The 23,994-nt window shown below is 61.6% G+C and carries 24 protein-coding genes; 13 read left to right on the plus strand and 11 right to left on the minus strand.

Going from position 1 to position 23,994, the window contains the following annotated elements:
• Window positions 1–86: 86 nt before the first annotated feature.
• On the minus strand, window positions 87–1,355 hold the full coding sequence (locus tag BO74_RS05020) for a putative Na+/H+ antiporter (protein WP_496440500.1): 1,269 nt from the start codon (window positions 1,353–1,355) through the stop codon (window positions 87–89).
• A 480-nt stretch (window positions 1,356–1,835) separates the two neighbouring features.
• Between BO74_RS05020 and BO74_RS05025 the strand changes: the two genes are divergently transcribed.
• The 4 genes from BO74_RS05025 to BO74_RS05040 all read left to right on the plus strand — a co-directional run bounded on the left by BO74_RS05025 (window position 1,836) and on the right by BO74_RS05040 (window position 4,285).
• Complete coding sequence (locus BO74_RS05025) at window positions 1,836–2,528, plus strand: nitroreductase (RefSeq protein WP_496440501.1); 693 nt, start codon at window positions 1,836–1,838, stop codon at window positions 2,526–2,528.
• A 12-nt stretch (window positions 2,529–2,540) separates the two neighbouring features.
• A complete protein-coding gene (locus BO74_RS05030) occupies window positions 2,541–2,729 on the plus strand; it encodes a 4-oxalocrotonate tautomerase (protein ID WP_496440503.1) in 189 nt (62 codons plus the stop codon).
• A 175-nt stretch (window positions 2,730–2,904) separates the two neighbouring features.
• On the plus strand, window positions 2,905–3,345 hold the full coding sequence (locus BO74_RS05035) for a YqaA family protein (protein WP_496440505.1): 441 nt from the start codon (window positions 2,905–2,907) through the stop codon (window positions 3,343–3,345).
• A 16-nt stretch (window positions 3,346–3,361) separates the two neighbouring features.
• On the plus strand, window positions 3,362–4,285 hold the full coding sequence (locus BO74_RS05040) for a 2-hydroxyacid dehydrogenase (RefSeq protein ID WP_496440507.1): 924 nt from the start codon (window positions 3,362–3,364) through the stop codon (window positions 4,283–4,285).
• A gap of 116 nt (window positions 4,286–4,401) precedes the next feature.
• Here the strand turns inward: BO74_RS05040 and BO74_RS05045 are convergent, their stop codons facing one another.
• From BO74_RS05045 to BO74_RS05060, 4 genes are all read right to left on the minus strand, one after another.
• A complete protein-coding gene (locus tag BO74_RS05045; protein WP_496440509.1) occupies window positions 4,402–4,617 on the minus strand; it encodes a type II toxin-antitoxin system RelE/ParE family toxin in 216 nt (71 codons plus the stop codon).
• Window positions 4,614–4,895 carry a ribbon-helix-helix domain-containing protein gene (locus BO74_RS05050; RefSeq protein WP_496440510.1) on the minus strand — a complete coding sequence of 94 codons (282 nt, stop codon included), beginning with the start codon at window positions 4,893–4,895 and terminating at the stop codon, window positions 4,614–4,616. Before BO74_RS05050 ends, BO74_RS05045 begins: the two co-directional genes overlap by 4 nt.
• Before the next feature lie 79 nt (window positions 4,896–4,974).
• Window positions 4,975–5,793: a shikimate 5-dehydrogenase gene (locus tag BO74_RS05055; RefSeq protein WP_496440512.1), complete on the minus strand. Its 819-nt coding sequence runs from the start codon at window positions 5,791–5,793 to the stop codon at window positions 4,975–4,977.
• Between the two features lie 134 nt (window positions 5,794–5,927).
• Window positions 5,928–6,827 (minus strand): AraC family transcriptional regulator, encoded by a 900-nt coding sequence (locus BO74_RS05060; RefSeq protein ID WP_496440513.1) that lies wholly within the window; start codon window positions 6,825–6,827, stop codon window positions 5,928–5,930.
• A gap of 315 nt (window positions 6,828–7,142) precedes the next feature.
• Between BO74_RS05060 and BO74_RS05065 the strand changes: the two genes are divergently transcribed.
• The 4 genes from BO74_RS05065 (at window position 7,143) to BO74_RS05080 (ending at window position 12,560) form a co-directional block, all read left to right on the plus strand.
• Entirely contained in the window at window positions 7,143–8,324 is a 1,182-nt protein-coding gene (locus tag BO74_RS05065) for an iron-containing alcohol dehydrogenase (RefSeq protein ID WP_496440514.1), read from the plus strand.
• A 69-nt stretch (window positions 8,325–8,393) separates the two neighbouring features.
• Window positions 8,394–9,434, plus strand: a complete 1,041-nt coding sequence (gene mgrA / locus BO74_RS05070) for an L-glyceraldehyde 3-phosphate reductase (RefSeq protein WP_496440515.1) — start codon at window positions 8,394–8,396, stop codon at window positions 9,432–9,434.
• A 218-nt stretch (window positions 9,435–9,652) separates the two neighbouring features.
• A complete protein-coding gene (locus BO74_RS05075; RefSeq protein WP_496440517.1) occupies window positions 9,653–10,456 on the plus strand; it encodes an SMP-30/gluconolactonase/LRE family protein in 804 nt (267 codons plus the stop codon).
• Window positions 10,457–10,550: 94 nt separating this feature from the next.
• Window positions 10,551–12,560 carry an LTA synthase family protein gene (locus BO74_RS05080; protein WP_496440519.1) on the plus strand — a complete coding sequence of 670 codons (2,010 nt, stop codon included), beginning with the start codon at window positions 10,551–10,553 and terminating at the stop codon, window positions 12,558–12,560.
• Between the two features lie 52 nt (window positions 12,561–12,612).
• Here BO74_RS05080 and BO74_RS05085 read toward each other — a convergent pair whose 3' ends face one another.
• The gene (locus BO74_RS05085) at window positions 12,613–13,101 is read right to left on the minus strand and encodes a MarR family winged helix-turn-helix transcriptional regulator (protein WP_496440520.1); all 489 of its coding nucleotides are present in this window, start codon (window positions 13,099–13,101) and stop codon (window positions 12,613–12,615) included.
• Between the two features lie 62 nt (window positions 13,102–13,163).
• Between BO74_RS05085 and BO74_RS05090 the strand changes: the two genes are divergently transcribed.
• The 4 genes from BO74_RS05090 to BO74_RS05105 all read left to right on the plus strand — a co-directional run bounded on the left by BO74_RS05090 (window position 13,164) and on the right by BO74_RS05105 (window position 17,899).
• Window positions 13,164–13,385 (plus strand): hypothetical protein, encoded by a 222-nt coding sequence (locus tag BO74_RS05090; protein ID WP_496440521.1) that lies wholly within the window; start codon window positions 13,164–13,166, stop codon window positions 13,383–13,385.
• A gap of 145 nt (window positions 13,386–13,530) precedes the next feature.
• Window positions 13,531–15,423: a DUF4914 family protein gene (locus tag BO74_RS05095; RefSeq protein WP_496440523.1), complete on the plus strand. Its 1,893-nt coding sequence runs from the start codon at window positions 13,531–13,533 to the stop codon at window positions 15,421–15,423.
• A gap of 302 nt (window positions 15,424–15,725) precedes the next feature.
• Window positions 15,726–17,291: a tetrathionate reductase family octaheme c-type cytochrome gene (locus BO74_RS05100; RefSeq protein WP_496440525.1), complete on the plus strand. Its 1,566-nt coding sequence runs from the start codon at window positions 15,726–15,728 to the stop codon at window positions 17,289–17,291.
• Complete coding sequence (locus tag BO74_RS05105) at window positions 17,288–17,899, plus strand: cytochrome b/b6 domain-containing protein (RefSeq protein WP_496440527.1); 612 nt, start codon at window positions 17,288–17,290, stop codon at window positions 17,897–17,899. Before BO74_RS05100 ends, BO74_RS05105 begins: the two co-directional genes overlap by 4 nt.
• Here the strand turns inward: BO74_RS05105 and BO74_RS05110 are convergent.
• The 4 genes from BO74_RS05110 to BO74_RS05125 all read right to left on the minus strand — a co-directional run bounded on the left by BO74_RS05110 (window position 17,865) and on the right by BO74_RS05125 (window position 21,755).
• Window positions 17,865–18,647, minus strand: a complete 783-nt coding sequence (locus BO74_RS05110) for a phosphatase PAP2 family protein (protein WP_496440529.1) — start codon at window positions 18,645–18,647, stop codon at window positions 17,865–17,867. The two genes, BO74_RS05105 and BO74_RS05110, sit on opposite strands and share 35 nt — an antisense overlap.
• Window positions 18,648–18,649: 2 nt before the next feature.
• Window positions 18,650–20,662: an LTA synthase family protein gene (locus BO74_RS05115; protein WP_496440531.1), complete on the minus strand. Its 2,013-nt coding sequence runs from the start codon at window positions 20,660–20,662 to the stop codon at window positions 18,650–18,652.
• Window positions 20,663–20,739: 77 nt separating this feature from the next.
• Window positions 20,740–21,291, minus strand: coding sequence for a cytochrome b/b6 domain-containing protein (locus tag BO74_RS05120; RefSeq protein ID WP_496440533.1), 552 nt, complete (start codon window positions 21,289–21,291; stop codon window positions 20,740–20,742).
• 206 nt (window positions 21,292–21,497) lie between these two features.
• Window positions 21,498–21,755 carry a PepSY domain-containing protein gene (locus BO74_RS05125; RefSeq protein WP_496440536.1) on the minus strand — a complete coding sequence of 86 codons (258 nt, stop codon included), beginning with the start codon at window positions 21,753–21,755 and terminating at the stop codon, window positions 21,498–21,500.
• A gap of 180 nt (window positions 21,756–21,935) precedes the next feature.
• On the opposite strand from BO74_RS05125, the gene BO74_RS05130 reads away from it, so the two are divergent.
• The gene (locus tag BO74_RS05130; protein WP_496440538.1) at window positions 21,936–23,165 is read left to right on the plus strand and encodes a cystathionine gamma-synthase family protein; all 1,230 of its coding nucleotides are present in this window, start codon (window positions 21,936–21,938) and stop codon (window positions 23,163–23,165) included.
• A gap of 109 nt (window positions 23,166–23,274) precedes the next feature.
• On the opposite strand, the gene BO74_RS05135 is transcribed toward BO74_RS05130, so the two are convergent.
• Window positions 23,275–23,616 (minus strand): zinc ribbon domain-containing protein YjdM, encoded by a 342-nt coding sequence (locus tag BO74_RS05135; protein WP_496440540.1) that lies wholly within the window; start codon window positions 23,614–23,616, stop codon window positions 23,275–23,277.
• Window positions 23,617–23,994: the final 378 nt, after the last annotated feature.

Consider the following 23,994-nt stretch of genomic DNA (forward strand, 5'->3'; position numbering starts at 1 on the left):
GGAAAACGGAAGACCAAGGAAGCGCTTAAATAGTTGTCACCCCGGCGAAGGCCGGGGTGACAAATCTTCAATAAACCAGCACGTCCCTAACGAATCAGGAACGCGAGCATCGCCATGCAGGTCGGCGGCAGCGCATAGAGGAACAGCCGCACCGGGCTCACGGCCTGATCCCGGAACGACCCCTTCAGGATCGAGAGGCCGGCGGGGTTGGGCGCATTGGCAATGACCGTCAAGCCGCCGCCCGTGACCGCCCCGGCGACCAGGGCGTACTTGAACTCTGCACTGACGCCCGACACCAGCGACCCCAGGTAGGTCAGCGCCGCGTTATCGGTAATCGCCGTCAGACCGGTCGAGATGAAATAGATCAGCGTCGGCGAGACATCGGCCAGCGCCTGCTCCAGCCACCATTTCTGCAAGCCGCCGAGGGTCACGAGGCCGGCAAGGAAAAACGACACCAGCAAGGCTTCGCGCAGGAAAAGCTTCTCGTGCTGATGGCGCTTGTACGCCTCGGTGAAGCCAAGGAACAAAAGAAAAATGCCGAGAAAGATCACCGGATGATGCGAGAAGAACACGACCCCCGCCATGAACAGGATGTGAATCGCGCTCACCACCAGTGGCGGAGCGTTTCTCTCATCCTCCTTGATCCGCGCCTTGACCAGCAACTCCTCCCGGAACAGCCAGGTAATGCCCGCCGCATTGATCAACACGGCAATGGCCGCGCGCCAACCGAATTGCGTGAGCATGAACAGCGTATCCCAGTTCCACTTTGCGGCCACCATCAGCACCGGCGGCGCGGCAAAGTTGGTCAGCGTACCGCCGATGGAAATATTGACGAACAGCACGGCCAGGGTGGCATATTTCATTCGTTCGGTCAGCGTGCTCTTGAAGTACACATCGCGCAGCAGCAACGCGGCGAGCGTCATGGCACCAGGCTCGGTGATGAACGAGCCGAACAGGGGAACCAGGCTCAGGCAAAGAAAGAAGAAGGCCTGCTCCTTCGGTATCGGCATCAGCCGGGCCACGCCCTTGACGAAGGATGCCACGGCGCTCAATACCGGACGCGTCGACGCAATGACCATGATCGCCAGCACGAAGAGCGGTTCTGTGTAGTTGAGCCCGTCCAGGTACTTGATCACCGTACCGGAATCGATCGTGACGTACAGGATCGCCATCAGCACGAACGCCCAGAAGCCGAAGACCACCTCGACTTCGCCGAGCAGATGCCACAAACCGGCATGCTGCGGCTGGACGCGCGCCATGCGCGCAAAGATCTTCGTCGAGAAGGTATGCGCCACCGCGATCGCGAATACTACGGTTGCCACGATTTCCATCGTGTTCGGGCCAAGCAGGTCCATAAAAAAACTCCCAATGTAAAAAAACAGGTTTCTTCAGCCAATCTGCTGGCTGACCAAGCACGACCGTACCCAACTGCCCGGAGTGATGGATTCGTGCCCCCCTTCACCCGTTCCGTTGCTGCGGTCCTGCGAAATTCCCTCGTGCTTATCACTGACGTCGGCGAAGCTCACTACCGACGAAAAGACGCCCCTGCCCCCCCCCCAAACGACATCTCAAGGGGATTTTAAGAGCAAATTGTCGATATTTTGTTTTTCTGCATCCTGAAATAACTTTTCTCAATGCGAAAAGCTAATGGCTGTTCAACGTTGTGTCAACCGAAATTGATCGGGTTGTAGGATGAATTCAGTTCACGAATAAACGCGTTTAATCAGAACATTAGCAATTACTTAAGGTAAAAATATGCAGCAATCATTTCAACAACGGTGTCACCCAGCGGACAGGTAAAATGCCGGTTTTCATCGAAAACGGAGCCTGCCGCAATGTCCGCCCCGCATGACCCCACCCCCTGGCACGCCTTCACCCAACTGGTTACCGCCCGCCGCTCGACGCGCGGCTACCTGCCGAAGCCCGTCGAGCGCAACCTCATCGAAGAAATCCTGACCCTCGCCTCCCGCTCGCCCTCCGGCACCAACACCCAGCCCTGGCGCGTGCACGTCGTCACTGGCGACGCGCTCAACCGCGTCGTGCAAGCCGTCTGCGCCGCCTACGATGCGGAACCGGGCCGCTGCGATTCCGTGATCTATTCCAACCTCGACGGCGAACCCTACCTGTCGCGCAAGCGCACCCTCGGCAAAGCCATGTACGGTCTGATGGGCATCGGCAAGGGCGATACCGGCGCCATGCTCGCCCAGCGCCGCCGCAACTTCGAATTCTTCGGCGCCCCGGTCGGCCTCCTCATCACCGTGGACAAGGCGCTCGGCGTCGGCAGCTGGCTCGACACCGGCATGTTCATGCAGTCGCTGATGCTCGCCGCCAAGGCCAGGGGCCTCGACACCTGCCCGCAAGGCTTCTGGGTGCAGTACGAATCGGTCGTCGCCGAAGCCATCGGTCTGCCGGAAAACGAACGCCTGGTCAGCGGCATCGCCCTCGGCTACGCTGACCCGAGCGTCCCGGAAAACGCCCTGAACACCGAGCGCGCTGCACTGAACGAATTCGCCGTCATTCACGAATAAGGAGTCCCAAAGATGCCCACCATGCACATCGAGTTGTTTGCCGGCCGCAGCCCCGAGCAAAAAAAGGAACTCGTCGAAGCGCTGACCAGGGAGACCTGCCGCGTCCTCGGCTGCGATCCGGGCGCCGTCGACATCATCCTCATCGACGTCGAGCGACATAACTGGGCGACGGGCGGGAAGATGTGGTCGGAGCAGTCGTAGCTCGAAGGAAATAGCATCCTTGCAAATTCGCCAACGAGGTTCCGGAATTGCAAGGATCCTGCATGCTCCTCCGAAAACCTGAGATCAAAACCGCACGAGCATAACGACAGTTCGCTTCGCAGACTGCTTGCTGATCCTCAGAACATCGTGATCTCAGGCGAGCCAAAAAAACTCAATGACCGACTTCGCCGCCTACTCCGGCCTTTTCTCCGCCGCCCTGCTCGCCGCGACGCTGTTTCCGGCGCAGTCGGAGCTGGTGCTCGCCGGCCTGCTGGTGGCGGGAAACCAGCCGCCCTGGACGCTCGTCGCCGTCGCCACCATCGGCAACGTGCTGGGGTCGGCGATCAACTGGGGGCTCGGTCGTTACCTGGAGCATTTTCAGGACCGGCGCTGGTTTCCGGTCAAGCCGCGGTCGCTGCACAAGGCAGAGCGGTGGTATCACCGCTATGGCCGCTGGTCGCTGCTGCTGAGCTGGGCGCCGTTCATCGGTGATCCGTTGACGCTGGTGGCCGGCGTGCTGCGCGAGCCGTTTCCGTCGTTCATTGCCATCGTCACGCTGGCCAAGCTGGGGCGTTATCTCGTGCTGACGGCCATCACCCTGCAGTGGTTCACGTAATCTTGCGAGGACGCCCATGCTCTACCTCTACACCCTCGACCAGCCCGAACGCTACCTGCGCCTGTTGCAGGAGGCGCTGCCCGACGAAACCATCGCCTGCTGGCCGCAGGAGGTCGATACGGCGGCGGTGACGCACGCCGCCGTGTGGGCGCCGCCGGAGGACTTTTTCGCCCGTTTCCCCAACCTGCACACGGTGTTCGTGATGGGCGCCGGGGTCGACAAGCTGCTGCAGCGGACGGACGTACCGGACAACGTGACGCTGATCCGCCTGACCGACGCCGGCATGGCGCAGCAGATGACCGAGTATTGCCTCTACGGCGTGCTGCACTACCAGCGGCAGATGGATCGCTACGCCGGGCAGCAGCGGGAACGGTTGTGGAATCCGCTCGAGACCCGGCTGGCACGCGACGTCCGCGTCGGCATCCTCGGTTTGGGCGAACTGGGCAGCAAGGTGGCGCAGGATCTGGCGCGGCTCGGTTATCGCGTTTCCGGCTGGAGCCGGCGACCGCGCCAGTTCGACGGCGTCCGCTGCCTGCACGGCGAGGCCGGACTGCGCGAACTGCTGCCGCAGACCGACGTGCTGTTCTGCGTGCTGCCGTCGACGCAGGAGACCCAGCATCTGCTCGACGCCGAAACGCTCGCGCTGCTGCCCGCCGACGCGGCGCTGATCAACGCCGGGCGAGGTTCGCTGATCGACGAGGCCGCGCTGCTCGCCCGGCTCGATGCCGGTTTGCTGCGCTTTGCCCTGCTCGACGTCTTCGCCGAAGAGCCGTTGCCTGAGAATCACCCGTTCTGGACGCATCCACGGGTGATCGTCACGCCGCACGTCGCCGCCGACACGGTGGCGGAAGACGCTGTCCAACAAATCGCAGCCAACCTGCGCGCGCAGGCGGCAGGTCAGCCGATTAAGGGTGTCGTCGACCGGCGACGCGGCTACTGACCGGCCGACCGTTCAAACAGGATCGTCGAGGTCATCCTGTAGCGCCGTTTGGTAATCCTGCCCGCCGTAGAACACGCCGATGATCGAAACCAACTCGGAATCCACGGCAAATGCGATTATCGTCCGCCCCTTGTAGTTCGTGAGGAGAATGCCGGGGCGAATATCGTCGCGCGGTAGCCACGCAGCGGAAATGTCTCCAAGGTCTCGCAATAGCTGACGATGGCATTGACGTACCGTTCGGCAACGACGGGCGATGCCACCGAGGCGATATATCGATAGAGTTCAGCGAGTTGTTCGTCGGCCTCTGGCGAGAAGACGACGCGATATTTCATTCCGCCTTGCCGGACATCGCCTGGTGTTCGGCGGCAATCCGGGCACGCACGCTATCGGGGGTCACCCCCCGGGAAGGATCGGCTTTCAACGCATCATAGGCCGGCCCGACCTGATCCTGCAGCCAGCGCTCCATGGCGCGCTCGCGCGCCATCAACGCCCGCAGCCCGTCGCGAAACACTTCGCTTTCGGTCGCATAGGCACCGGTTGCTACCATCGACTTCACCATTCCGGCCATTTCGTTCGGCAGGGTGATGCTGAATTGTTGGGTTGAACGCATGTCTGCCTCCATCAGGTCGATAGGATTAAATCCTACACGCGCGAATCGACCGCATCAACCCTGCCCGGATACCAGCGCACTACCCGCGCGCGTACGCCGCCGCCCGCTGGAACAATTCGTCATCCGGACGCACGCCGGTATAGAGCGCGAACTGTTCGACAGCCTGGATGGCGAACACTTCGGCGCCGGTAATCACCGGCTTGCCGAGCGCCCGGGCGCGGCGGATCAAGGGCGTTTCCGGCGGCAGAGCGACGACATCGAAGATCACGCGGGCCGCCTTGATGGCTTCCTCGTCGAACGCCAGCGAGTCAGATTCCGCTCCGCCGGCCATGCCGATCGGCGTGACGTTGATCAGCAGGTCGGCCGTCGCTCCGCCCATCTCTGCCCGCCAGTCGAACCCGTACAGTCCGGCCAGCGTTTTCCCGGCGTTTTCGTTGCGCGCCACGATCGTCCCGTGGCGAAAACCGGCGTCACGCAGCGCGCAGGCCACGGCCTTGGCCATGCCGCCGCTGCCACGCAGGATGAACGAATACCCGGACGGCACCTGATGTTCGGCGAGCAGCTTGCGGACGGCGAGGTAATCGGTGTTGTAGGCCTTGAGGTGGCCGGCGGTATTGACGATCGTATTGACCGATTCGATGGCCCGCGCCGAGTCGTCCATCTCGTCGACCAGCGGAATCACCGCTTCCTTGAACGGCATCGAGATCGCGCAGCCGCGAATGCCGAGCGCACGCACGCCGCCGATCGCCGCCGGCAGGTCGGTGGTGGTGAAGGCCTTGTAGAGATAGTCGAGCCCCAGCGCCTCGTACAGGTAGTTGTGGAAGCGCGTGCCGAAATTGCTCGGACGCGCGGCGAGGGACATGCAGAGGGTGGTGTCCTTGGTGATCTGCCGGGTCATCGTGTATCCGGGAACAATGTCCGAAAAAATTATCAGAATCCGTCATTCCGGGCTTGACCCGGAATCCAGTGGTGCACCGTTGGATTCCGGCTTTCGCCGGAATGACGAGCTTACTCTTCGTTTTCAGCGTCAAGCTACGTATCCAGCGCCCGCATTTGTGCCGTCTCACCCGTCGGGCTGTTGCCGAAATAGCGTTTGAACTCGCGGCTGAACTGCGACAGGCTGGAATAGCCGACGCGGCTGGCCGCCGTGCTGGCGTTGTGGTCGCCCTGCAGCATCAGCGCCCGCGCCTTGTGCAGGCGGATGCTCTTGAGGTACTGCACCGGCGAGGTCGAGGTCACCGCCTTGAAGTTGTGGTGAAAGCTGGAGACGCTCATGTTCGCCTCGCGCGCCAGCGATTCGACGTCGAGTTCCTTGTTGTACTCCTGATGCACGCGCCGCAGCACGCGGGCGATCTGCCCGAAACGGCTGTGGCGCGCGGAGACCGCACGCAAGGCCCCGCCCTGCTCGCCGCGCAGCACGTGGTAGGTGATCTCGCGCACGATGCCCGGCCCGAGGATGCGCGCGTCCATCGGCGATTGCAGGCATTCGAGGAGGCGCACCGCGGCGCAGTCGAGGTCTTCGGTCAGCGGCGTCGAGTACAGGCCGCACACCATCTCCGGAGGCGCACGATCGTCCTCCATTTCCATCAGCAGTTCGCCCAGCGCCACCGGATCGACGCGGATGCACAGGCCGAGCAGCGGTTCGTCCGGCGACGCTTCCGTTTCGCATTCGAGCGGCAGCGGTACCGAGAGGACGAGGTAGTTGTTCGGGTCGTAGACGTAGGTCTGCTCGCCGAGAAAAACCCGCTTTCGCCCCTGGCCGATGATGATGATGCTCGGCTCGTAGACGATCGGCTCGCGCGGCTTCGCGCCATTGACGCGAACGAAGCGCACCGCGTCGAGCCGCGAGGGTGTGTAGCCCTCCTCGATCGCCAGCGCACCAAGCAGTTCGGCGATACGCCCGTCCGACTCCCATTGCTGCCACTGCTGCATAAAAAACTCCACACCGAAAAATCAGGCAAACATTCTGCACCAAATTTTTCTTAAAACGTGCCGTTCTGGAGAAAAAGGCAAATATGGGGCAGAAATGTGTATTGGTATCGGCGCGTCCGCCAACTAAGATGAATGACGTTCGGTGCGAATGACGAAAACGAACAGAACGGGTAGCCACGCCATTCCGGCGAAAGCCGGAATCCATTGGTGCACCACTGGATTCCGGGTCAAGCCCGGAATGACGGATTCTCCAAGGGCATTCTGATTCATCGTGACGCTACTGATGCACCGCCATTTCACGAAAGGACAAAAACCATGCAATTCAACCACTACATGCCCTCGCGGATCTTCTTCGGCGCTGGCGCGCTCGACCAGCTCGGCAACGTGCCGCTGCCCGGCAAGAAGGCGCTGATCGTCATTTCCGCCGGCAAGTCGATGCGCCAGAACGGCTACCTCGATCGCCTGATCGCCCTGCTCAAGCAGAACGGCGCCGAGAGCGTCGTCTTCGACAAGATCCAGCCGAACCCGATCAAGTCGCATGTGATGGAAGCCGCCGAACTCGCCCGCCAGAGCGGCTGCGATTTCGTCATCGGCCTCGGCGGCGGCAGCAGCATCGATTCGGCCAAGAGCATCGCCATGATGGCGAAGAACCCCGGCGACTACTGGGACTACATCGGCGGCGGCTCCGGCCAGGGCAAGCCGGTACTCAACGGTGCGCTGCCGATCATCGCCATCACCACCACGGCCGGCACCGGCACCGAGGCCGACCCCTGGACAGTGATCACCAAGGAGGAAACCAACGAGAAGATCGGCTACGGCAACGACCACACCTTCCCGCTGGTCTCGATCGTCGATCCGGACCTGATGCTCTCGGTGCCGCCGCACCTGACCGCCTACCAGGGCATGGACGCCTTCTTCCACGCCGCCGAAGGCGTGATCGCCACCTGCGCCTCGCCGATGAGCGACCTCTACGCGCTGAAGAGCATCGAGACCATCGCACGCTGGCTGCCAGTGGCCGTCAAGGACGGCGCGAACAAGGAAGCCCGCGCGCAGATGGCCTTCGCCAACATGCTCTCCGGCTTCGTCGAATCGACCTCGTCGTGCACCTCCGAGCACTCGCTGGAACACGCGCTGAGCGCCTACCATCCGGACCTGCCGCACGGCGCCGGCCTGACGATCCTCTCGGTCGCCTACTTCGGCTTCTTCCTCGACAAGATCCCCGGCCACCTGTTCGAATCGATGGCGCGGGCGATGGGCGAAAACGTCGACGCCCTGCCGGCCAGCGAGCGCCCGGCGGCCTTCATCACCGCACTGAAGAAGCTGATCGCCCGCAGCGGGCTGGAAGGGTTGAAGATGTCCGACTACGGCATCCGCCGCGAGGAAATCCCGACGCTCGCGCAGAACGCCCGCGACACCATGGGCGGCCTGTTCGAACTCGATCGCCACAAGCTCTCGTTCGAGGAGACGAAGCAGATCCTCGAGAACGCCTATCGGTAAGAAGGCGCTGAAGTAGTCGTCCCCCGGCGCATGCCGGGGTGCGCCGGAATGATTTCAGAAAGAACTCGCATGACCACCACCGATTGGATGCCCTCCGCCACCCGTTACGACACGATGCCCTACCGGCGCGCCGGCCATAGCGGCCTGAAGCTGCCGGCGCTCTCGTTCGGGATGTGGCACAACTTCGGCCAGAGCGCCGACCCAACTAATGCGCGCGCGTTGCTGCGGCGCGCCTTCGATCTCGGCATTACGCATTTCGACCTGGCCAACAACTACGGCCCGCCGCCCGGCGCGGCCGAGGAGCTGTTCGGCCGAATCCTCGCCAGCGACTTCGCGCCACACCGCGACGAACTGATCGTCTCGACCAAGGCCGGCTACCTGATGTGGCCTGGCCCGTACGGCATCGACGGCTCGCGCAAGCATCTGCTGGCCAGCCTCGACCAGAGCCTGAAGCGGATGAAGCTCGACTACGTCGATATCTTCTACTCGCACCGCTACGACCCGGACACGCCGCTCGAAGAAACGATGGGCGCGCTGGCCACCGCCGTGCAGCAGGGCAAGGCACTGTACGTCGGGCTCTCGTCCTATTCGGCGAAAAAGACGCGCGAGGCGGCGGCAATCCTCAAGCGCATGGGCGTGCCCTGCGTGCTGCACCAGCCCTCCTACTCGCTACTCAACCGCTGGATCGAGGAAGACCTGCTCGACACGCTGCGCGACGAAGCGATCGGCTGCATCGTCTTTTCGCCACTGGCGCAAGGGTTGCTGACCGGCAAATACCTCGCCGGCGTCCCGGCCGATTCGCGCAAGGCGAAGGGCGCCGCGTCGTTCCGCGACAACTATCTCGAAGCGGCCACGCTCGAACGGATTCGCCCGCTGATGGAAATCGCCGAGTGGCGGGGACAAACGCTGGCGCAGATGGCGCTGGCCTGGGTGCTGCGCCAGCCGCAAGTCACCTCGGCGCTTATCGGCGCCAGCCGCATCAGCCAGCTGGAGGAAAACGTCGCCGCGCTCCAGCGACTCGACTTCTCCCCCGAGGAACTGGCCGAAATCGACCGCTGGGCGAGCGACGCCAACCTGAACATCTGGGCGGCGTCGAGCAACGCGGGGTGATGCATGCGCTAAACCGACGAACAACAGTCACCCGAAATACGGCCCGCGCCTTCGCGGCCCGTCGGTGTTGACGCAATTCAAGTGACGCCCGCCTTAAGATTCGTTTAAGCTGCCCAAAGAAAAATCATAATTTCAGGGCGATTACTTTGATGCGGTCTTTCCCACCGTGGATCAAAAACACCAGGCTGAGGATTGCGCTTCTCCTTCTCGGTCTGGGAGTGTCCTCGTTTCTGACTTGGCAGCACTATTATCCCGTTCAAGCCGAAGACGGTTGGTCCTTCAAGGTCTTTCTGGACAACATTCCCAAAGTCAGCGCCATGGTTGTTGATAGACAGGGCAACCTGTATGTCTCCCAAGAATTCAATACACAAAAAGGGGGCGTGTTCCGGCTACAAGCGGATGGCACCCGGAAGAACATCATGACCCGGTTGTCCAAACCGGATGGCCTGGTTTTGTTCCAGGACGGAGTCGCCGCCAGCCAGGAGGGCGGGAAACACCACATACTCTGGTGGAGAGAAGACAAGATCGAGCGACTGTTCGAGGGCAACAGCATTGAAGGCCTTGCCAGTGATGGTCGTCACTTGTTCGCCGTCGAGGACGTGAAGCGAAATGGCCGCCTGCTGAAATACGATCCGGAAACAAAGGAAACAACGACGCTGCGTGACGGCCTCGACGAGCCTGAAGGGATTACGATCTGTCCGGACGGCAATCTTTTCTATACGGAAAAGAAGAAAGGCTGGATCAAGAGATTTCGCCCCGGCGGCAGTGATGAAATCGCCGTGCGCGGCCTCCACGCTCCTTCCTTTCTCATGTGCAACAACAAGGGCTTATGGATAACCGAGGACCTGACACACGGCGCTCGCCTGTTACGCCTGGACGCCTCGGGAGCAACCCACATCATCCTCAAGCACCTTCGCTCTGCCCAAACCATCATCTCGATCGCCCCAGGACACTTCCTTGTCGCGGAGCAGGGGCGCGGACGCATCCTCGAACTGAATCGTCTCGACAATGCAAAACACTAATTCCTCCTCATCCAGAAGACCACTCTTCACACAAGCCCCCGCAAGCAAGCCGGAGATTGGCCTGAGGCACCATCTGCTGTTCACGGCATGGAGCATGCTGGTACTGATGGCGATGTATTCGCTGCTGCGGCTGGCGCTGCTGGTCTACAACCGGGAGCAGATCGGTGGTGCAACGGCCGCTGTTCTGGCCGAGGCCTTTTTCAACGGGCTGCGCTTCGACTTGCGTCTCGTCGTCATCGCCTGCCTGCCGATGCTCCTTGCCATACCGAGTCCCCGGGCCATGTCGGCGCGCGGCTTTTTTCGCCTCTGGCTGACCATTTTTGCCAGCGTCACGCTCTTCCTGGGAGTCATCGAACTCGACTTTTACCGGGAGTTCAACCAGCGTCTGAATGCCCTGGTGTTCCAGTACCTGAAAGAAGACCCCGAGACGGTCCTGAACATGATCTGGTACGGGTTTCCGGTGGTGCGCTACCTGCTGGCATGGGCGCTGGCGTCGAGCCTTCTGGCGTGGCTGTTCCGGAAAATCGATCTGCACACGCGCGCCCGCCGTGACTTGCCGGCAATCCCTGGGCCGTTTTCGAGCCGGCTGCCGGTCAGGCTCGTCGTGTTCTTCATGTGCGGACTGCTGGCTGTGGTTGCGTCGCGCGGGACCCTGCGTCAAGGGCCGCCCTTGCGCTGGGGCGATGCGTTCACCACGGAGTCGACCTTCGCCAATCAGCTTGGCCTGAATGGAACCCTGATGCTGTTCTCCGCCGCCAAAAGCCTGTTGTCCAGCCACCGGGACAACATCTGGAAAAGCGACTTGCCGCCCGCCGAAGCGCTGGGCCTTGTGCGCAAGATGCTCCTTACCGATAGCGACACGTTGGTCGGCGAAGACCAGGCCGCGATCCTCCGCAACTACGCCCCCCCGGAGGAAGGCGTCCTCCCCGTCCGAAACGTTGTCGTGATCCTGATGGAGAGCTTCGCCGGGCGCCATGTCGGCGTGCTGGGCGGGCAAGGAAACATCACGCCGTATTTTGACAAGCTCGCCGCCGAAGGCTTGTTGTTCTCCCGCTTTTTTGCCAACGGGACACACACGCATCAGGGAACGTTCGTCACCCTCGCCTGCTTCCCCAACCTGCCGGGTTTCGAGTACCTGATGCAAACCCCGGAGGGCAGCAACGATTTTTCGGGCCTGCCGCAGTTGCTCGGGGAGCGCCAGTTGGACAACCTGTATGTGTATAACGGCGATTTCGCCTGGGACAACCAGTCGGGATTCTTTGGCCGACAAGGGGTCACCAACCTCATCGGGCGATTCGATTACAGGAACCCGATTGTTTCCGATCCGACCTGGGGCGTTTCCGATCAGGACATGTTCGAGCGCGCCGCCGAGGAACTGGCGAAACGCAGCGGCGGAAAACCGTTCTATGCGATCCTGCAAACCCTGTCGAACCACACGCCTTACGCCCTACCGAAAAAATTGCCGGTGGAATCCGTTACCGGACAGGGAGCGCTCGACCAGCATCTCACCGCGATGCGCTATTCCGACTGGGCGCTTGGACAGTTCTTCGAAAAGATCCGGAACGAACCCTACTTCAAGGAAACACTTTTCGTGCTTGTTGGCGACCATGGGTTTGGCGGTGGAGAGCAACTGACGGAGATGAATCTCGCGCGCTTCAATGTCCCGCTTGTGCTGATTGCTCCAGGCATTCAGCACAAGTTCGGTGCAACGCGCGACACCGTCGGAACGCAGGTCGATGTCGTACCCACGATCATGGGGCGACTGGGCGGCAACGTCAGGCATCAATGCTGGGGCCGCGACCTGCTGAATCTCCCCGAGGGCGACCGTGGCTTCGGGGTCATCAAACCGTCGGGAAGCGACCAGACGGTGGCGATCATCAGCGACAACAAGATTGTCGTCCAATCAAGATCGAAAGCCGTGAAGTCCTATGAGTACCAGCTCTGGACCGATCCCCGGGCAAAGGAACTGAAGCACGATGAGCAGGAAGGCGAGCTGAAAAGGAGGCTGGATGCCTTCATCCAGGTGGCTACGCAAAGCCTGCTGGACAACACCACCGGACTCAACGTCACGCCACGCAAGAACACGGCGACCAAGCCCCGCTGAGTCTGTTCCGACGGCGACGGCAGGAAGCCGGTCGCGGGAAAGCGGAAGAAAATCAGACTGACGCGTCGTCGAATTTCGCGGCGCCAATCTGCGACTGATCCAGCTCCAGCGCGCCGGAGAGATTCGACTTCACCGTCTGCAGAAGATCGGTGAGGGCTTGCTGCTGTTCGTCCGACAGGCCGCGCAGCATTTCCCCGCGGGCGCGCAGGATGACGCTCTCGACCTCGACGAGGAGCTGCCGCGCCTGCTTCGTCAGGTGAATGCTCCACAAGCGGCGATCGCCGGGAATCGGCCGCCGCTCGATCCATCCGCTTTTCTCGACCTGGTCGATCAGCCGGCCGGCGGTGGATTTCTCGATTTCCAGTTCGTGGGAAATCTGCGACTGCGACACCCCCTCGTGGTTGGACAGGATCGCCAGGACCGACCACTGCGCCCGTGACAGGCCCAGAGGCTGCAAGCGACGGTCGATCAGTTTGCGCAGCAGCCGTGCCGAATCGGTGAGAAGGAAACCGGCTCCCCGGTGGGAGTCATGGATGATCATCGATAAAGCCTCGTTTTGGGACGCGCAATGATAGGTCCGGCCCTCGCCGATTGCCAGCATTGATGCGCGAGAATCAAAGTCATTCGGCCAACCCGGCGCCCTTGCATTATTGCTTCGGCACGCTGAAGCATAAAGACCTCGTCATACCGGCGCAGGCCGGTATCCCGTATCGGAGAGCAATCGCCGACTGGACCCCGGCCTTCGCCGGGGTGACGAATCCAGACCGAATTCAGACCGAATTCAGACATTTCCTTGCCGAATCAATAGCGCTGCCGCCACTGTAGTTGCGTTGCTTACTATTGCGCGTCTTATGGTAACCTACCATACCATGAACAACACAACCACCCGCCGCCGGCGCTCTCCGGCCCGAACTCAGCCCTCCCCCATTCTCTGCTTTCCCTGTCTTTCCCTTTTCTGGAGTCATTGACCATGCAAACCCCAAACATCGGTTTCCGGATCCCCCAGTCCGTTCAGGAAATTCTCGCGGCCTGCCCGAAATACACGGTGGCCTCCAATCGCCAGCAGTTGTTCGAACTGGCCACCCGAGACGCCGTCAACGGCGTGCATGAGGTCGCCTACGACGTGCCCGGCCAGGGCCGGGTGGTGGAAGCGACCGTCTGCCGCGTGAAGAACGGCATCGCCGCCAACTACGTCGAACCGTACATGCGCCGCCGCGATCCCGAGTGCATGCTGATCGCCGACGACCAGCCGACCGACAAGCTGCGCTTCGAGGACGAGTTCGGCGAATCCTTCGAGGCCCTGCGCGCGGAGACTTTCGAGTGGCTGAAGACGCAGGAACTGGCGCTGTTTCCGTTCATCGCCGGGGCGCCGGGAATCGGCACCGACGCGCTGGTCGTGGCGCCGGCGAATGCAGGCTTCTTCGCGCTGGGGCTCGCCTTGTTGCAGGGCATTCTCGATGGGAACGAAATTTCGCCGGACTTCGACCCGAAGGCGGTGATCTTCGTCGCGCCGCCGTTCCGCCACACGCACTTCAAGGGCAAGCAGATGGTGGTGCATAACCGCCGCCCGGGCCGGCACGAGCTGTTCAGCTATAACCTGTATCCGGGGCCAAGCGCCAAGAAGGGCATCTACGGCGTGCTGCTCACCCTCGGCGAGCGCGAGGACTGGCTGACCGCGCACTGCTCGGCGGTACAGGTGATCACGCCTTACGCCAACAAGCTGTGCATCATGCACGAGGGCGCCAGCGGCGGCGGCAAGAGCGAACTCCTCGAACAGGTCCATCGCCAGTCCGACGGCGGCCTGCTGCTCGGCGTGAATACGCTGACCGGCGAGCGCCGCACGCTGGTGCTGCCGGCCAACTGCGAACTGCGCCCGGTCACCGACGACATGGCGCTGTGCCACCCGTCGCTGGCGCGCAACGACGGGCGCCTGGCGTTGATGGACGCCGAACAGGGCTGGTTCGTCCGCGTCAATCACATCACCGACTACGGCACCGACCCCAACCTGGAGCGGATGACCATCCACCCGGTCGAGCCGCTGCTGTTCCTCAACATCGAGGCGCAGCCGGGCAGCACGGCGCTGATCTGGGAGCACATCGAGGATGCACCGGGCAAGCCGTGCCCGAATCCGCGCGTCGTCATCCCGCGCAAGGCCGTTCCCAACATCCACGAGGGCGCGGTCAATATCGACGTGCGCAGTTTCGGCGTGCGCTGCCCGCCCTGTACCAGCGAGAATCCAACCTACGGGATCATGGGCCTGTTCCACCTGCTACCGCCGGCGCTGGCCTGGCTGTGGCGCCTCGTCGCGCCGCGCGGGCATGCGAATCCGAGCATCGTCAGCGTCGAGGGAATGAGTTCGGAAGGCGTCGGCTCCTACTGGCCCTTCGCCACCGGCCGCATGGTGGATCAGGCCAATCTACTGCTGCGCCAGATCGTCGACACTCCCAAGGTGAAGTACATCCTGACGCCGAACCAGCATATCGGCGCGTGGGAAACCGGCTTCATGCCGCAATGGATCGCCCGTGAATACCTCGCGCGTCGCGGCGGAGCCAAGTTCTCTCCGGAGCAGGTGATGCCGTCGCGCTGCCCGCTGCTCGGCTTCGCGCTCAAGAGCGTGGTCATCGAAGGGCAGACCATCCCGGGCATCATGCTGCGTGTGGAGAAGCAGCCGGAAATCGGCCTCGCCGGCTACGGCGCCGGCGCGCAAATCCTGACCGACTTCTTCCACAAGGAACTGGCGCAATACCTCGAAGACGACCTCGATCCGCTCGGCCGCAAGATTATCGAGTGCTGCCTGGCCAACGGCTCGGTCGAGGACTACATGGCGCTGTTGCCACACACCGTCATCAGCGACGACTTCTAAGCTCGACAGATGCGGGGCGCGTTCCGGGGAAGCGCCGTTTTTCCCGGAACGCACCGCTCAACCACGGGACGAAACCAAACCCCGGGTTCGTCCATCAGGCCGGCTCCGCGCAGACAAATCGCACCTCGCCGCCCCCCCCCCTTTCCAAGGAACCCGCCCCATCGATCGGACGCTGGCCCGCGCCATCCCCGGCCACCGGCTTTTTCTCCTTGATCTGAAGACGAATCAGTCTACGCTTATAGACAACAAGAGTTGCTTCAAAGCAGACCTTCTATTTGCGTTTGATCAGGCAGGGAGAAATCGTGAGGCGATTAACCAATCTGTGTCTCTTTCTGTTCGTCATTCAGTTCACCGGCGCATTCGCCTCGACCACCAACCACGCGGAACTTGACGCGTTGCGCGGTCCGTTCAGTACCGGACCTGACGTCACCCGCGCTTGCCTGGCCTGTCACACGGAGGCGGGGCATCAGGTCCAGAAAAGTGTTCACTGGACGTGGGAAAAGATCAATCCGACCACCGGAAAGAAGCTTGGCAAGAAATTCGCTGCGAACAATTTCTGCGGATCACCGATCTCCAACGAACCTCGCTGTACCAGTTGCCATGCAGGATACGGATGGTCCGACAAGAACTTCGACTTCACGAACCAGGAAAATGTGGATTGTCTGGCATGCCACGACACCACCGGGACTTACAAGAAGGTAGCGACCGACGCCGGGCACCCGCTCTATGAACCCCGCGAGATGCCTCCAGGGAGCGGAAAGATCGTCCAGCCGCCGGACCTTGCCAAGATCGCGCAGTCGGTCGGAAAACCGGGGCGCGGCAATTGCGGCGCGTGCCACTTCAATGGTGGCGGCGGCGACGCGGTCAAGCATGGCGATCTCGACTCCTCATTGACCCAACCAGGCAAGTCTCTCGACGTCCACATGGGCATTGATGGACTGAACATGGTCTGCGCCGACTGCCACACGGCCAACGATCACCAGATTTCCGGCAGTCGCTATGCGACCCGGGCGACCGACACGCACGGAATCGACCTGCCGCGCGACGACCATGACCGGGCGACGTGCGAGTCCTGCCACGGGGCGACACCCCACAAAAAGGAAAAAATCAACGACCACACGAATCGCGTTGCCTGTCAAAGCTGCCACATCCCCGAGTTCGCCCGCGGCGGGCTTGCCACAAAAATGCTGTGGGACTGGTCGACGGCGGGGAGGCGCGGTCCGGACGGGAAACCACTGTTCGTCAAGGACGAGCATGGTCATCTGATCTACTCGGCGGAGAAAGGGGATTTCAAATACGCGGAAAACGTCCGCCCCGAGTACAAGTGGTACAACGGCATCGTTCATCAAATCACCTTCACCGACAAGATCGACGATTCGCAAATTCTGGAGCTCAACAGGGTCGAAGGCTCCGCCAGCGATCCCGAGGCGAGGATCTGGCCGTTCAAGGTGATGCACGGCAAACAGCCCTACGACAAGGTGAACAAGACACTCCTCGTCAATCATGTTTTCGGCGCGGACGATACGTCGCTGTGGAGCAATTTCGACTACGTGAAATCACTCAAGGCCGGCATGGACTATGCCGGTCTGCCGTACAGCGGCGAGTTCGGTTTCATCGAGACGCGGATGAACTGGTTCATCACGCACATGGTCGCGCCCAAGGACAAGGCCGTGCCCTGCGGCGACTGTCACACCCGATCGTCAGACGGCCGGCTCGCAGAACTGAAGGACTTCTACATGCCCGGGCGCGATGCCAATCGCTGGCTCGACTGGATCGGCTGGACGATCGTTGCGCTCGCCATCCTCGGCGGGCTGACCCACGGAATTTTCCGCATCGTGATTGCACGTCGTAACCGGAGGGAATCATGAGCACTGAACGGGTAATGATCTACAAGCGTTTCGAGCGCTTCTGGCATTGGTCCCAGGCCGTGCTGATCATCGGCATGATGATCACCGGGTTTGAAATCCACGGAACCTACAAGTTGCTCGGTTTCGGCCAGGCGGTCCGATTGCATACCCTGTTCGCCTGGACCGTATTGACGCTTTGGGCGTTCACGATTGTCTGGCAATTCACGACCGGTGAATGGCGCCAGTACCTGCCCGGACTGCGCAATGTCGATGCGATGGTCCGTTACTACCTCTACGGCATCTTCCATGGCGGCAAGCATCCGTTCCACAAGACTGCATTGCAAAAACACAACCCGTTGCAGCGACTGGCCTATCTCGCGTTCCTCGCATTGATGGGACCGATGATCTGGGGATCGGGGCTCTTGTATCTCTTTTACAACCAATGGCCCAACTTCGGCCTGGACGCCTATTTATCGCTGGAGTGGGTCGCTTTCGTTCACGTCATCGGCGCCTTCACGATCACGACGTTCTTCTTTGTTCATGTCTATCTGACAACGACGGGACCGACGCTTTTTTCGCACATCCGGGCAATGATTACCGGATATGAGGAAGAGCACGAGCAGAAGTAGTTTTCTCCTTCTGCAATTCGTCGCGCGGAAAGGCGCCGCGCTCCGGCGCCTCGACCGGTCGCCGGTACAACAACCACCGGTAGCAGAGTACACAGATCGTCCAGTCGAACAGCAGGGTCCATAGGTTGTGCGAGAGAAAATGGGCACCCTGCATCATCCGCCCGACCGAGAACACCGCCCCCGTTCCCAGCGCGACCCCCAGGGCAACGCGTGCCGCCCGGGGCCGCCGGTCGCGCAGGAAGAAAAACAGGGCTAGCAGCGAAAATCCTGCCGACGCGTGACCGCCCGGCCAGCAGCGCCCCGGATGGTCCGTTGCTGGATGGGCGCCAAGCAACCGCACGTACGTTTCCTCACCACCGAATTCAGTCAGACTCCACGGGCACTGGATGGCGGTGAGCGTCTTGAGCGGCGAAACGATGCTCGTCGACAAGCCGATAGCCAGAACCAGATAGCCGAGCGGACGACGCCAGGCACGCCACCGGAAAAACACCACGCTGAGCAGGAAGCCGGCCAGCGCCAGAATCCCAAAAGCGATCACCACTTGTTTCGCCCGGTCGTGAAGAATGTCTTCGAGCCAGAAACTGTGCCGGCCGACAAATCCTTCACCGGGCACGTAGAAGAGGCGCTCCAGCCAGAAATCCAGACCGGCGATGTCGAAGGCCAGCAGCACGGCCATCAACAACAGCGGAATCCCCAAGGCGAGGCGAAAATCGAAATGGCGTGAAGCCGAGTCGTGCGAGTGGAACATCATCAGCCTCCGGATGACGGATTCGCCACGGGAGACGCCAGCGGCGTCGCATCGGTCAGACGCGTCGTCGGCTCGGTCTCGGGCCGCCAGGCCAGCAGCCCCTTGCGGAAATCGTGGCTCGCGCCCTGATAGTAGGCGACATTGCGCCGGACCAGCGCGTCCGAGGTATCGGCGATGACCTCGCGACTGTTGCCAAGCGCATCCTCGTGGCGGCGCACGGCTTTTCGCGGGCTGAGGATGGCGAGATCGGTGCCGTCGAACAGGCCGAGATGCTGGTAGTTGCCGACCAGCGCCCGGCCGCGGGCGGGATCTTCCGTCATCACGTTGTATCCGAAAAACGTCGAGGTGTAATCGAAGTTCAACAGGCCGAGCAAGGTCGGTGCGAGATCGATCTGGCTGGCCACCGTCGTCACGTCGCGCGGAGCGACCACCGAAGGCGCGTAGATGAACAGCGGAATGTGGTAATTGGCCACCGGCAGATCTTCCTTGCCGGCGCTGCCGGCGGTATGGTCGGCGACGAAGACGAAGACGGTGTTGTCGAACCACGGCTTTTTCCGCGCCTGGGCAAGGAACTCGCCGATCGCGTGATCGGTGTATTTCACCGCTCCTTCACGCCCTTCGCCGGAGCGAATGTCGATGCGGCCATCCGGGTAGGTGTAGGGGCGGTGGTTGGAGGTCGTCATCACCTGCAGGAAGAACGGTTTGCCTGCCGCGTGATCGGCGTCGGCGACCTTGATGGTCTGGCGATAAAGATCCTCGTCGGACATCCCCCACGCATTCGTGAAGCCCATCTCGGCATCCGGCACGCTGCTCTGGTCGACGATGCGATAGCCGTTGCCGCCGAAGAAGGCGTTCATGTTGTCGAAGTAGCCGCGGCCGCCATAGAGGAACACGCTGTCGTAGCCCTGGGCGTTGAACTGCTGGCCGACGCTGGCGTAGCCGGATTCACGGCCGATGCGCTTGACGATCGAGCGGCCTGGCGTCGGCGGGACCGACAGGGTGATGGCTTCCAGGCCACGGTCGGTGCGGGTTCCGGTCGCGTAGAAGTTGCTGAAGAAGAGGCTCTGCTCACGCAGCTTGTCGAGATTCGGCGTCAGGCCGCGCTTGTCGCCGAAGCTGCCGAGGTATTTGGCACTGAAGCTCTCGATGGTCACCAGCACGACGTTCAGTCGCCGGGGCGCTCCCGGATTGTCAATCACCCGGCGAATATCTTGCGGGTCGTTGCCGATGAAGCGCGCGTTCGGCTCGCGGACTTCATCGCGCAGCAGGCTCGCGACCTGTTGCGCGGGCAGCGTGGCATAGAACTGACGGTAATCGAGTTCGTTGTTGCGGAACGCGGCGAAGAACTGGAAGGGACCGTTACTGGCCAATTCGTTCTGGTAGGCGTTGCCGCCCTGTCCGCGCGGGAAATCCTGCCCCAGCAGCATGGCACTCGCCACCGCCAGCACGGACAACCCGGCAACGCCGGCGAAACTCGCCGGTTTCGTGATCAACGGCGACGAATTCAGGATGGTCCGGACACGCTTTCTCAAGCCGACCGAGATGGCAAGCGAAATCAACGCCAGCACCCCGAGAATCCGGAAGACCGGGTACGACTCGACGATGTTGTTGACGACCTCCTTGGAATAGACGAGGTAATCGACCGCGATGAAGTTGAAGCGCACGCCGAATTCGTCCCAGAACACCCACTCGGACACTGCCACAAACAGCATGACGAACAGCAGAAGGCCGAAGAGAACGTGCAGCGCCACGCGTTGCCAGCGCATCCGCCAGAGTCCGTTCGGACACAACAGCGCATACAAGGTGAACGGTACGGCGGCGTAAGCGAGAAAGCCCAGATCGTAGACGAGGCCGACACCGAAGACATGGAGCAGGTCGAACAGGCCAGCCTGGGCGTCGTCCCAGTGCACCGCCAGCAACACGCTGCGGGTCAGGACAAAAACTCCCAGCCACGCGCCGAGGATCAGCAACACATAGCGGAACTGGCTGGTTCGAAAAACGGACGAGACGGACATGGACGCTCCCAGGGTTCGATCACACATCCCGGCAGTAGAACCGCGCAGCCTTAAGGCAACCTTAACCGGACGGATATTCAGTGCCGGTTTGACCGCTTACGGCACTTCACCCCGGTCACCATGGCCTTGACCAGATTGGTGCGCTCAAGATGGCTCATGGCAATCGCCGCCAGTGCATGCAAGCCGGCCAACGCAATCAACGTACTGGCCAGCCCTTCGTGCAACTCCTGCAGCCATTCTTCGCCCCAGAACGCATCGAGGCCCTGCATGTAGCCTGTCACACCAAGCCCGAGAACGAGTGCCATCAGCGCGAATATCATCAGCGCGCCGACGGGGTTATGCCCCGGATAATCGTCGTGCGTCCCGGACAGCAGGTGGCGGAAGTGTTGTTTGACCCGCGCGACGGTTGGGAAAAAATCGGCAAACCGGGCGTAGCGGGAACCGACAAAACCCCAGACGATGCGCGCGCAAACCAGCGCGCTCGCCGCATACCCCAGCCAGCGATGCAGCGTCTCGCCATCGTCGATGACCAAAAAATTGACGACGACGCACGTCACCAGCGACCAGTGGAAGACGCGCACGAAGCGGTCCCAGACATGAATGGATTCGGGAATGGCATTGGGTGTCATCAAGAAGTCATCCTTATTGATCAGGCGAGATAGTGTCTGAATTCGTCACCCCGGCGAAGGCCGGGGTCCAGTCCACGACGGCTCTCCGATACTGGATACCGGCCCGCGCCGGTATGACGAGGTCTCTAGATTTCATCGAGCCGAAGCAAGATGAAAAAGCGAGCCAGGCTTCTCGTTCCCTGACTCGCATTCCGAAAAAAAACGGATTACTTCGATTCCAGTACGTCGGCGGTTTCCGGGTTGAAGTAAATCTCGACCTTCTTGCCGTTCTTGTCCGTCCCGTAAATCTCGTAGCACTTGCCCTTGCTGACCTTGAAGGTCTTGATGTTGTAGCCCTGCCCCTCGATCTTCGCCTTGAAATCGGCTTCCTTCATCCATTTCTCCTGGGGGACATTGCAGGACGGTCCGGCAAAGGCGCTGGCGGCGGCGGTCGTGGCGATGAGGGCGGCAAGAATTTTCTGCATTGGTTTCTCCTGAAATTGAGTGGATTGCCCCAACCGGGGACAGCGAGATTTGAACCCGCGGACCTTAAATCCACCTTAAGGCCGACAAACTGTTCCCCCGCACTGCCGCTCCTGAACGCATCGGGAAGTAAAATGGCGCCTTGCGCCCATTTCCGGACGACAGCAACCCCAGAGATCGCCATGAAAAAACTCGGATTCACCACTACCACCCTGCATTGCGACCGCACGAAACCCATCGAGCACGGCGCGACCCACAAGCCGGTGCACAACTCGGCCGCCTTCGGCTTCGCCAAGGCGAGCGACCTCGTCAAGGTCTTCCAGGGCTTCCAGCCCGGCTTCGTCTACGGCCGTCAGGGCACGCCGACCTCGGCGGCGCTGGAAGAAAAGATCACCCGCATGGAACAGGGCTTCCAGACCATCGGCTTTTCGAGCGGCATGGGCGCCATCTCCGCGACGCTGCTCGCCCTGCTGCGCGCCGGCGACCATCTGGTCTCCAGCCGGTTCCTGTTCGGCAACACCACCAGCCTGTTCGAGACCTTTGCGCGGATGGGCGTCGAAGTGACCTTCGTCGACGCCACCGACGCCGCCAACGTCGAGGCGGCGATCCGACCGGAAACGCGGATGGTCTTCGTCGAGACCATCGCCAATCCGCGCACGCAGGTCAGCGATCTGGAGGGCATCGGCCGGATCTGCCAGGCGCGCGGCCTCGTCTATGTCGTCGACAACACCATCACCTCGCCCTTCCTGTTCCTGCCTAAGAACGTCGGCGCCAGCCTGTCGATCAACTCGCTGACCAAGTACATCGGCGGCCACGGCAATGCGCTCGGCGGCGCGGTCACCGACACCGGCCTGTTCGACTGGTCGTCCTACCCGAACATCAACGAGCTCTACCGGAAGGGCGACGCGAAGACCTGGGGCATCGTGCAGATCCGCAAGAAGGGTCTGCGCGACGCCGGCGCGACGCTCTCGCCGGAATCGGCCCACCACCTGGCCATCGGTGCCGAGACGCTGGCGCTGCGCATGCCGCGCACCTGCAGCAACGCGCAGGGGCTGGCCGAGTTCCTCGCCGCGCACCCGAAGGTCAAGAAGGTTTATTACCCCGGGCTCAAGGATCACCCGCAACACGAGCGCGCCAAGTCGCTGTTCTGCGGCAACAGCGGCATCCTCTCGTTTGAACTGCAGGACGGCATCGACTGCGTCGAGGTACTCGACAAGCTGGAACTGGTGATTTCCTCGACCAACCTCGGCGACAACCGCACGCTGGCCATCCCGGTCGCGCCGACGATCTACTTCGAACTCGGCCCGGAACGCCGCGCCAGCCTCGGCATCGCCGAATCGCTGGTCCGCATCTCGACCGGCATCGAGGATCTCGACGACCTGATCGCCGATTTTTCGGCGGCACTGGCGTAGAAATATTGAAGATTCGTCATTCCGGCGCAGGCCGGAATCCAGAAAATTCAACGAACTGGACCCCGGCCTTCGCCGGGGTGACGACTATGTCAGCGCTTACTGGCGCTTACTACGCCTTCCTGACGAATTCCGACTTCAGCTGCATGGCGCCGAAGCCGTCGATCTTGCAGTCGATATCGTGATCACCGTCGACCAGGCGGATGTTCTTCACCTTGGTGCCGATCTTGATCGACGAGGACGAACCCTTGACCTTGAGATCCTTGATCACCGTCACCGTGTCGCCATCGTGGAGCTCGTTGCCTGACGCATCGCGAATCACCCGCTGCTCCTCGGCGCCCTCTTCCGCGGCGTCCCTTGACCACTCATGGCCGCACTCCGGACAGATCAGCATGGCGCCGTCCTCGTACGTGAATTCTGATCCGCAGCTCGGGCACGGGGGCAAGTTACTCATATCGGTTCCTTTCGGAGTGACTGCAAAAAGCGCGGAAGGATAGCACCGCACTCCGCCATCCCCAACTTCAGCGGTTCCCGCTTGAAGCTCCCTCGGTGACTCGACCGTAAGCATTCCATATACGTAAATATCGCTAAGTCATTGCCGAATTGGGACTATTTTGCTACCATGCTGCCCCTCTTGCAGCCCCTCCCACCCCGATCAGGAACTCCCGTGTAAGCCTCATTCACTCCCGCGAGCCACATTTTTCATCTTCACCTGCTCGTCCGAGGCATCACTCCGATCGCGTGTCCTTCCGTCTGGACGCTCCCTGCTGCCGCCTGGCCCTATCGGTTTCAACAGCGGCTGTCTGCTTTTACAACTCATCCTCCGGCAACA

It is taken from the genome of Propionivibrio pelophilus DSM 12018 (assembly GCF_059569095.1).

Excerpts from the sequence above, each read along its gene's own strand:
- BO74_RS05020 (WP_496440500.1), bottom strand. The coding sequence starts at position 1,355 with ATGGACCTGCTTGGCCCGAACACGATGGAAATCGTGGCAACCGTAGTA.
- BO74_RS05025 (WP_496440501.1), top strand. The coding sequence starts at position 1,836 with ATGTCCGCCCCGCATGACCCCACCCCCTGGCACGCCTTCACCCAACTG.
- BO74_RS05030 (WP_496440503.1), top strand. The coding sequence starts at position 2,541 with ATGCCCACCATGCACATCGAGTTGTTTGCCGGCCGCAGCCCCGAGCAA.
- BO74_RS05035 (WP_496440505.1), top strand. The coding sequence starts at position 2,905 with ATGACCGACTTCGCCGCCTACTCCGGCCTTTTCTCCGCCGCCCTGCTC.
- BO74_RS05040 (WP_496440507.1), top strand. The coding sequence starts at position 3,362 with ATGCTCTACCTCTACACCCTCGACCAGCCCGAACGCTACCTGCGCCTG.
- BO74_RS05045 (WP_496440509.1), bottom strand. The coding sequence starts at position 4,617 with ATGAAATATCGCGTCGTCTTCTCGCCAGAGGCCGACGAACAACTCGCT.
- BO74_RS05050 (WP_496440510.1), bottom strand. The coding sequence starts at position 4,895 with ATGCGTTCAACCCAACAATTCAGCATCACCCTGCCGAACGAAATGGCC.
- BO74_RS05055 (WP_496440512.1), bottom strand. The coding sequence starts at position 5,793 with ATGACCCGGCAGATCACCAAGGACACCACCCTCTGCATGTCCCTCGCC.
- BO74_RS05060 (WP_496440513.1), bottom strand. The coding sequence starts at position 6,827 with ATGCAGCAGTGGCAGCAATGGGAGTCGGACGGGCGTATCGCCGAACTG.
- BO74_RS05065 (WP_496440514.1), top strand. The coding sequence starts at position 7,143 with ATGCAATTCAACCACTACATGCCCTCGCGGATCTTCTTCGGCGCTGGC.
- mgrA (WP_496440515.1), top strand. The coding sequence starts at position 8,394 with ATGACCACCACCGATTGGATGCCCTCCGCCACCCGTTACGACACGATG.
- BO74_RS05080 (WP_496440519.1), top strand. The coding sequence starts at position 10,551 with ATGCTGGTACTGATGGCGATGTATTCGCTGCTGCGGCTGGCGCTGCTG.
- BO74_RS05085 (WP_496440520.1), bottom strand. The coding sequence starts at position 13,101 with ATGATCATCCATGACTCCCACCGGGGAGCCGGTTTCCTTCTCACCGAT.
- BO74_RS05090 (WP_496440521.1), top strand. The coding sequence starts at position 13,164 with ATGCGCGAGAATCAAAGTCATTCGGCCAACCCGGCGCCCTTGCATTAT.
- BO74_RS05095 (WP_496440523.1), top strand. The coding sequence starts at position 13,531 with ATGCAAACCCCAAACATCGGTTTCCGGATCCCCCAGTCCGTTCAGGAA.
- BO74_RS05105 (WP_496440527.1), top strand. The coding sequence starts at position 17,288 with ATGAGCACTGAACGGGTAATGATCTACAAGCGTTTCGAGCGCTTCTGG.
- BO74_RS05110 (WP_496440529.1), bottom strand. The coding sequence starts at position 18,647 with ATGTTCCACTCGCACGACTCGGCTTCACGCCATTTCGATTTTCGCCTC.
- BO74_RS05115 (WP_496440531.1), bottom strand. The coding sequence starts at position 20,662 with ATGTCCGTCTCGTCCGTTTTTCGAACCAGCCAGTTCCGCTATGTGTTG.
- BO74_RS05120 (WP_496440533.1), bottom strand. The coding sequence starts at position 21,291 with ATGACACCCAATGCCATTCCCGAATCCATTCATGTCTGGGACCGCTTC.
- BO74_RS05125 (WP_496440536.1), bottom strand. The coding sequence starts at position 21,755 with ATGCAGAAAATTCTTGCCGCCCTCATCGCCACGACCGCCGCCGCCAGC.
- BO74_RS05130 (WP_496440538.1), top strand. The coding sequence starts at position 21,936 with ATGAAAAAACTCGGATTCACCACTACCACCCTGCATTGCGACCGCACG.
- BO74_RS05135 (WP_496440540.1), bottom strand. The coding sequence starts at position 23,616 with ATGAGTAACTTGCCCCCGTGCCCGAGCTGCGGATCAGAATTCACGTAC.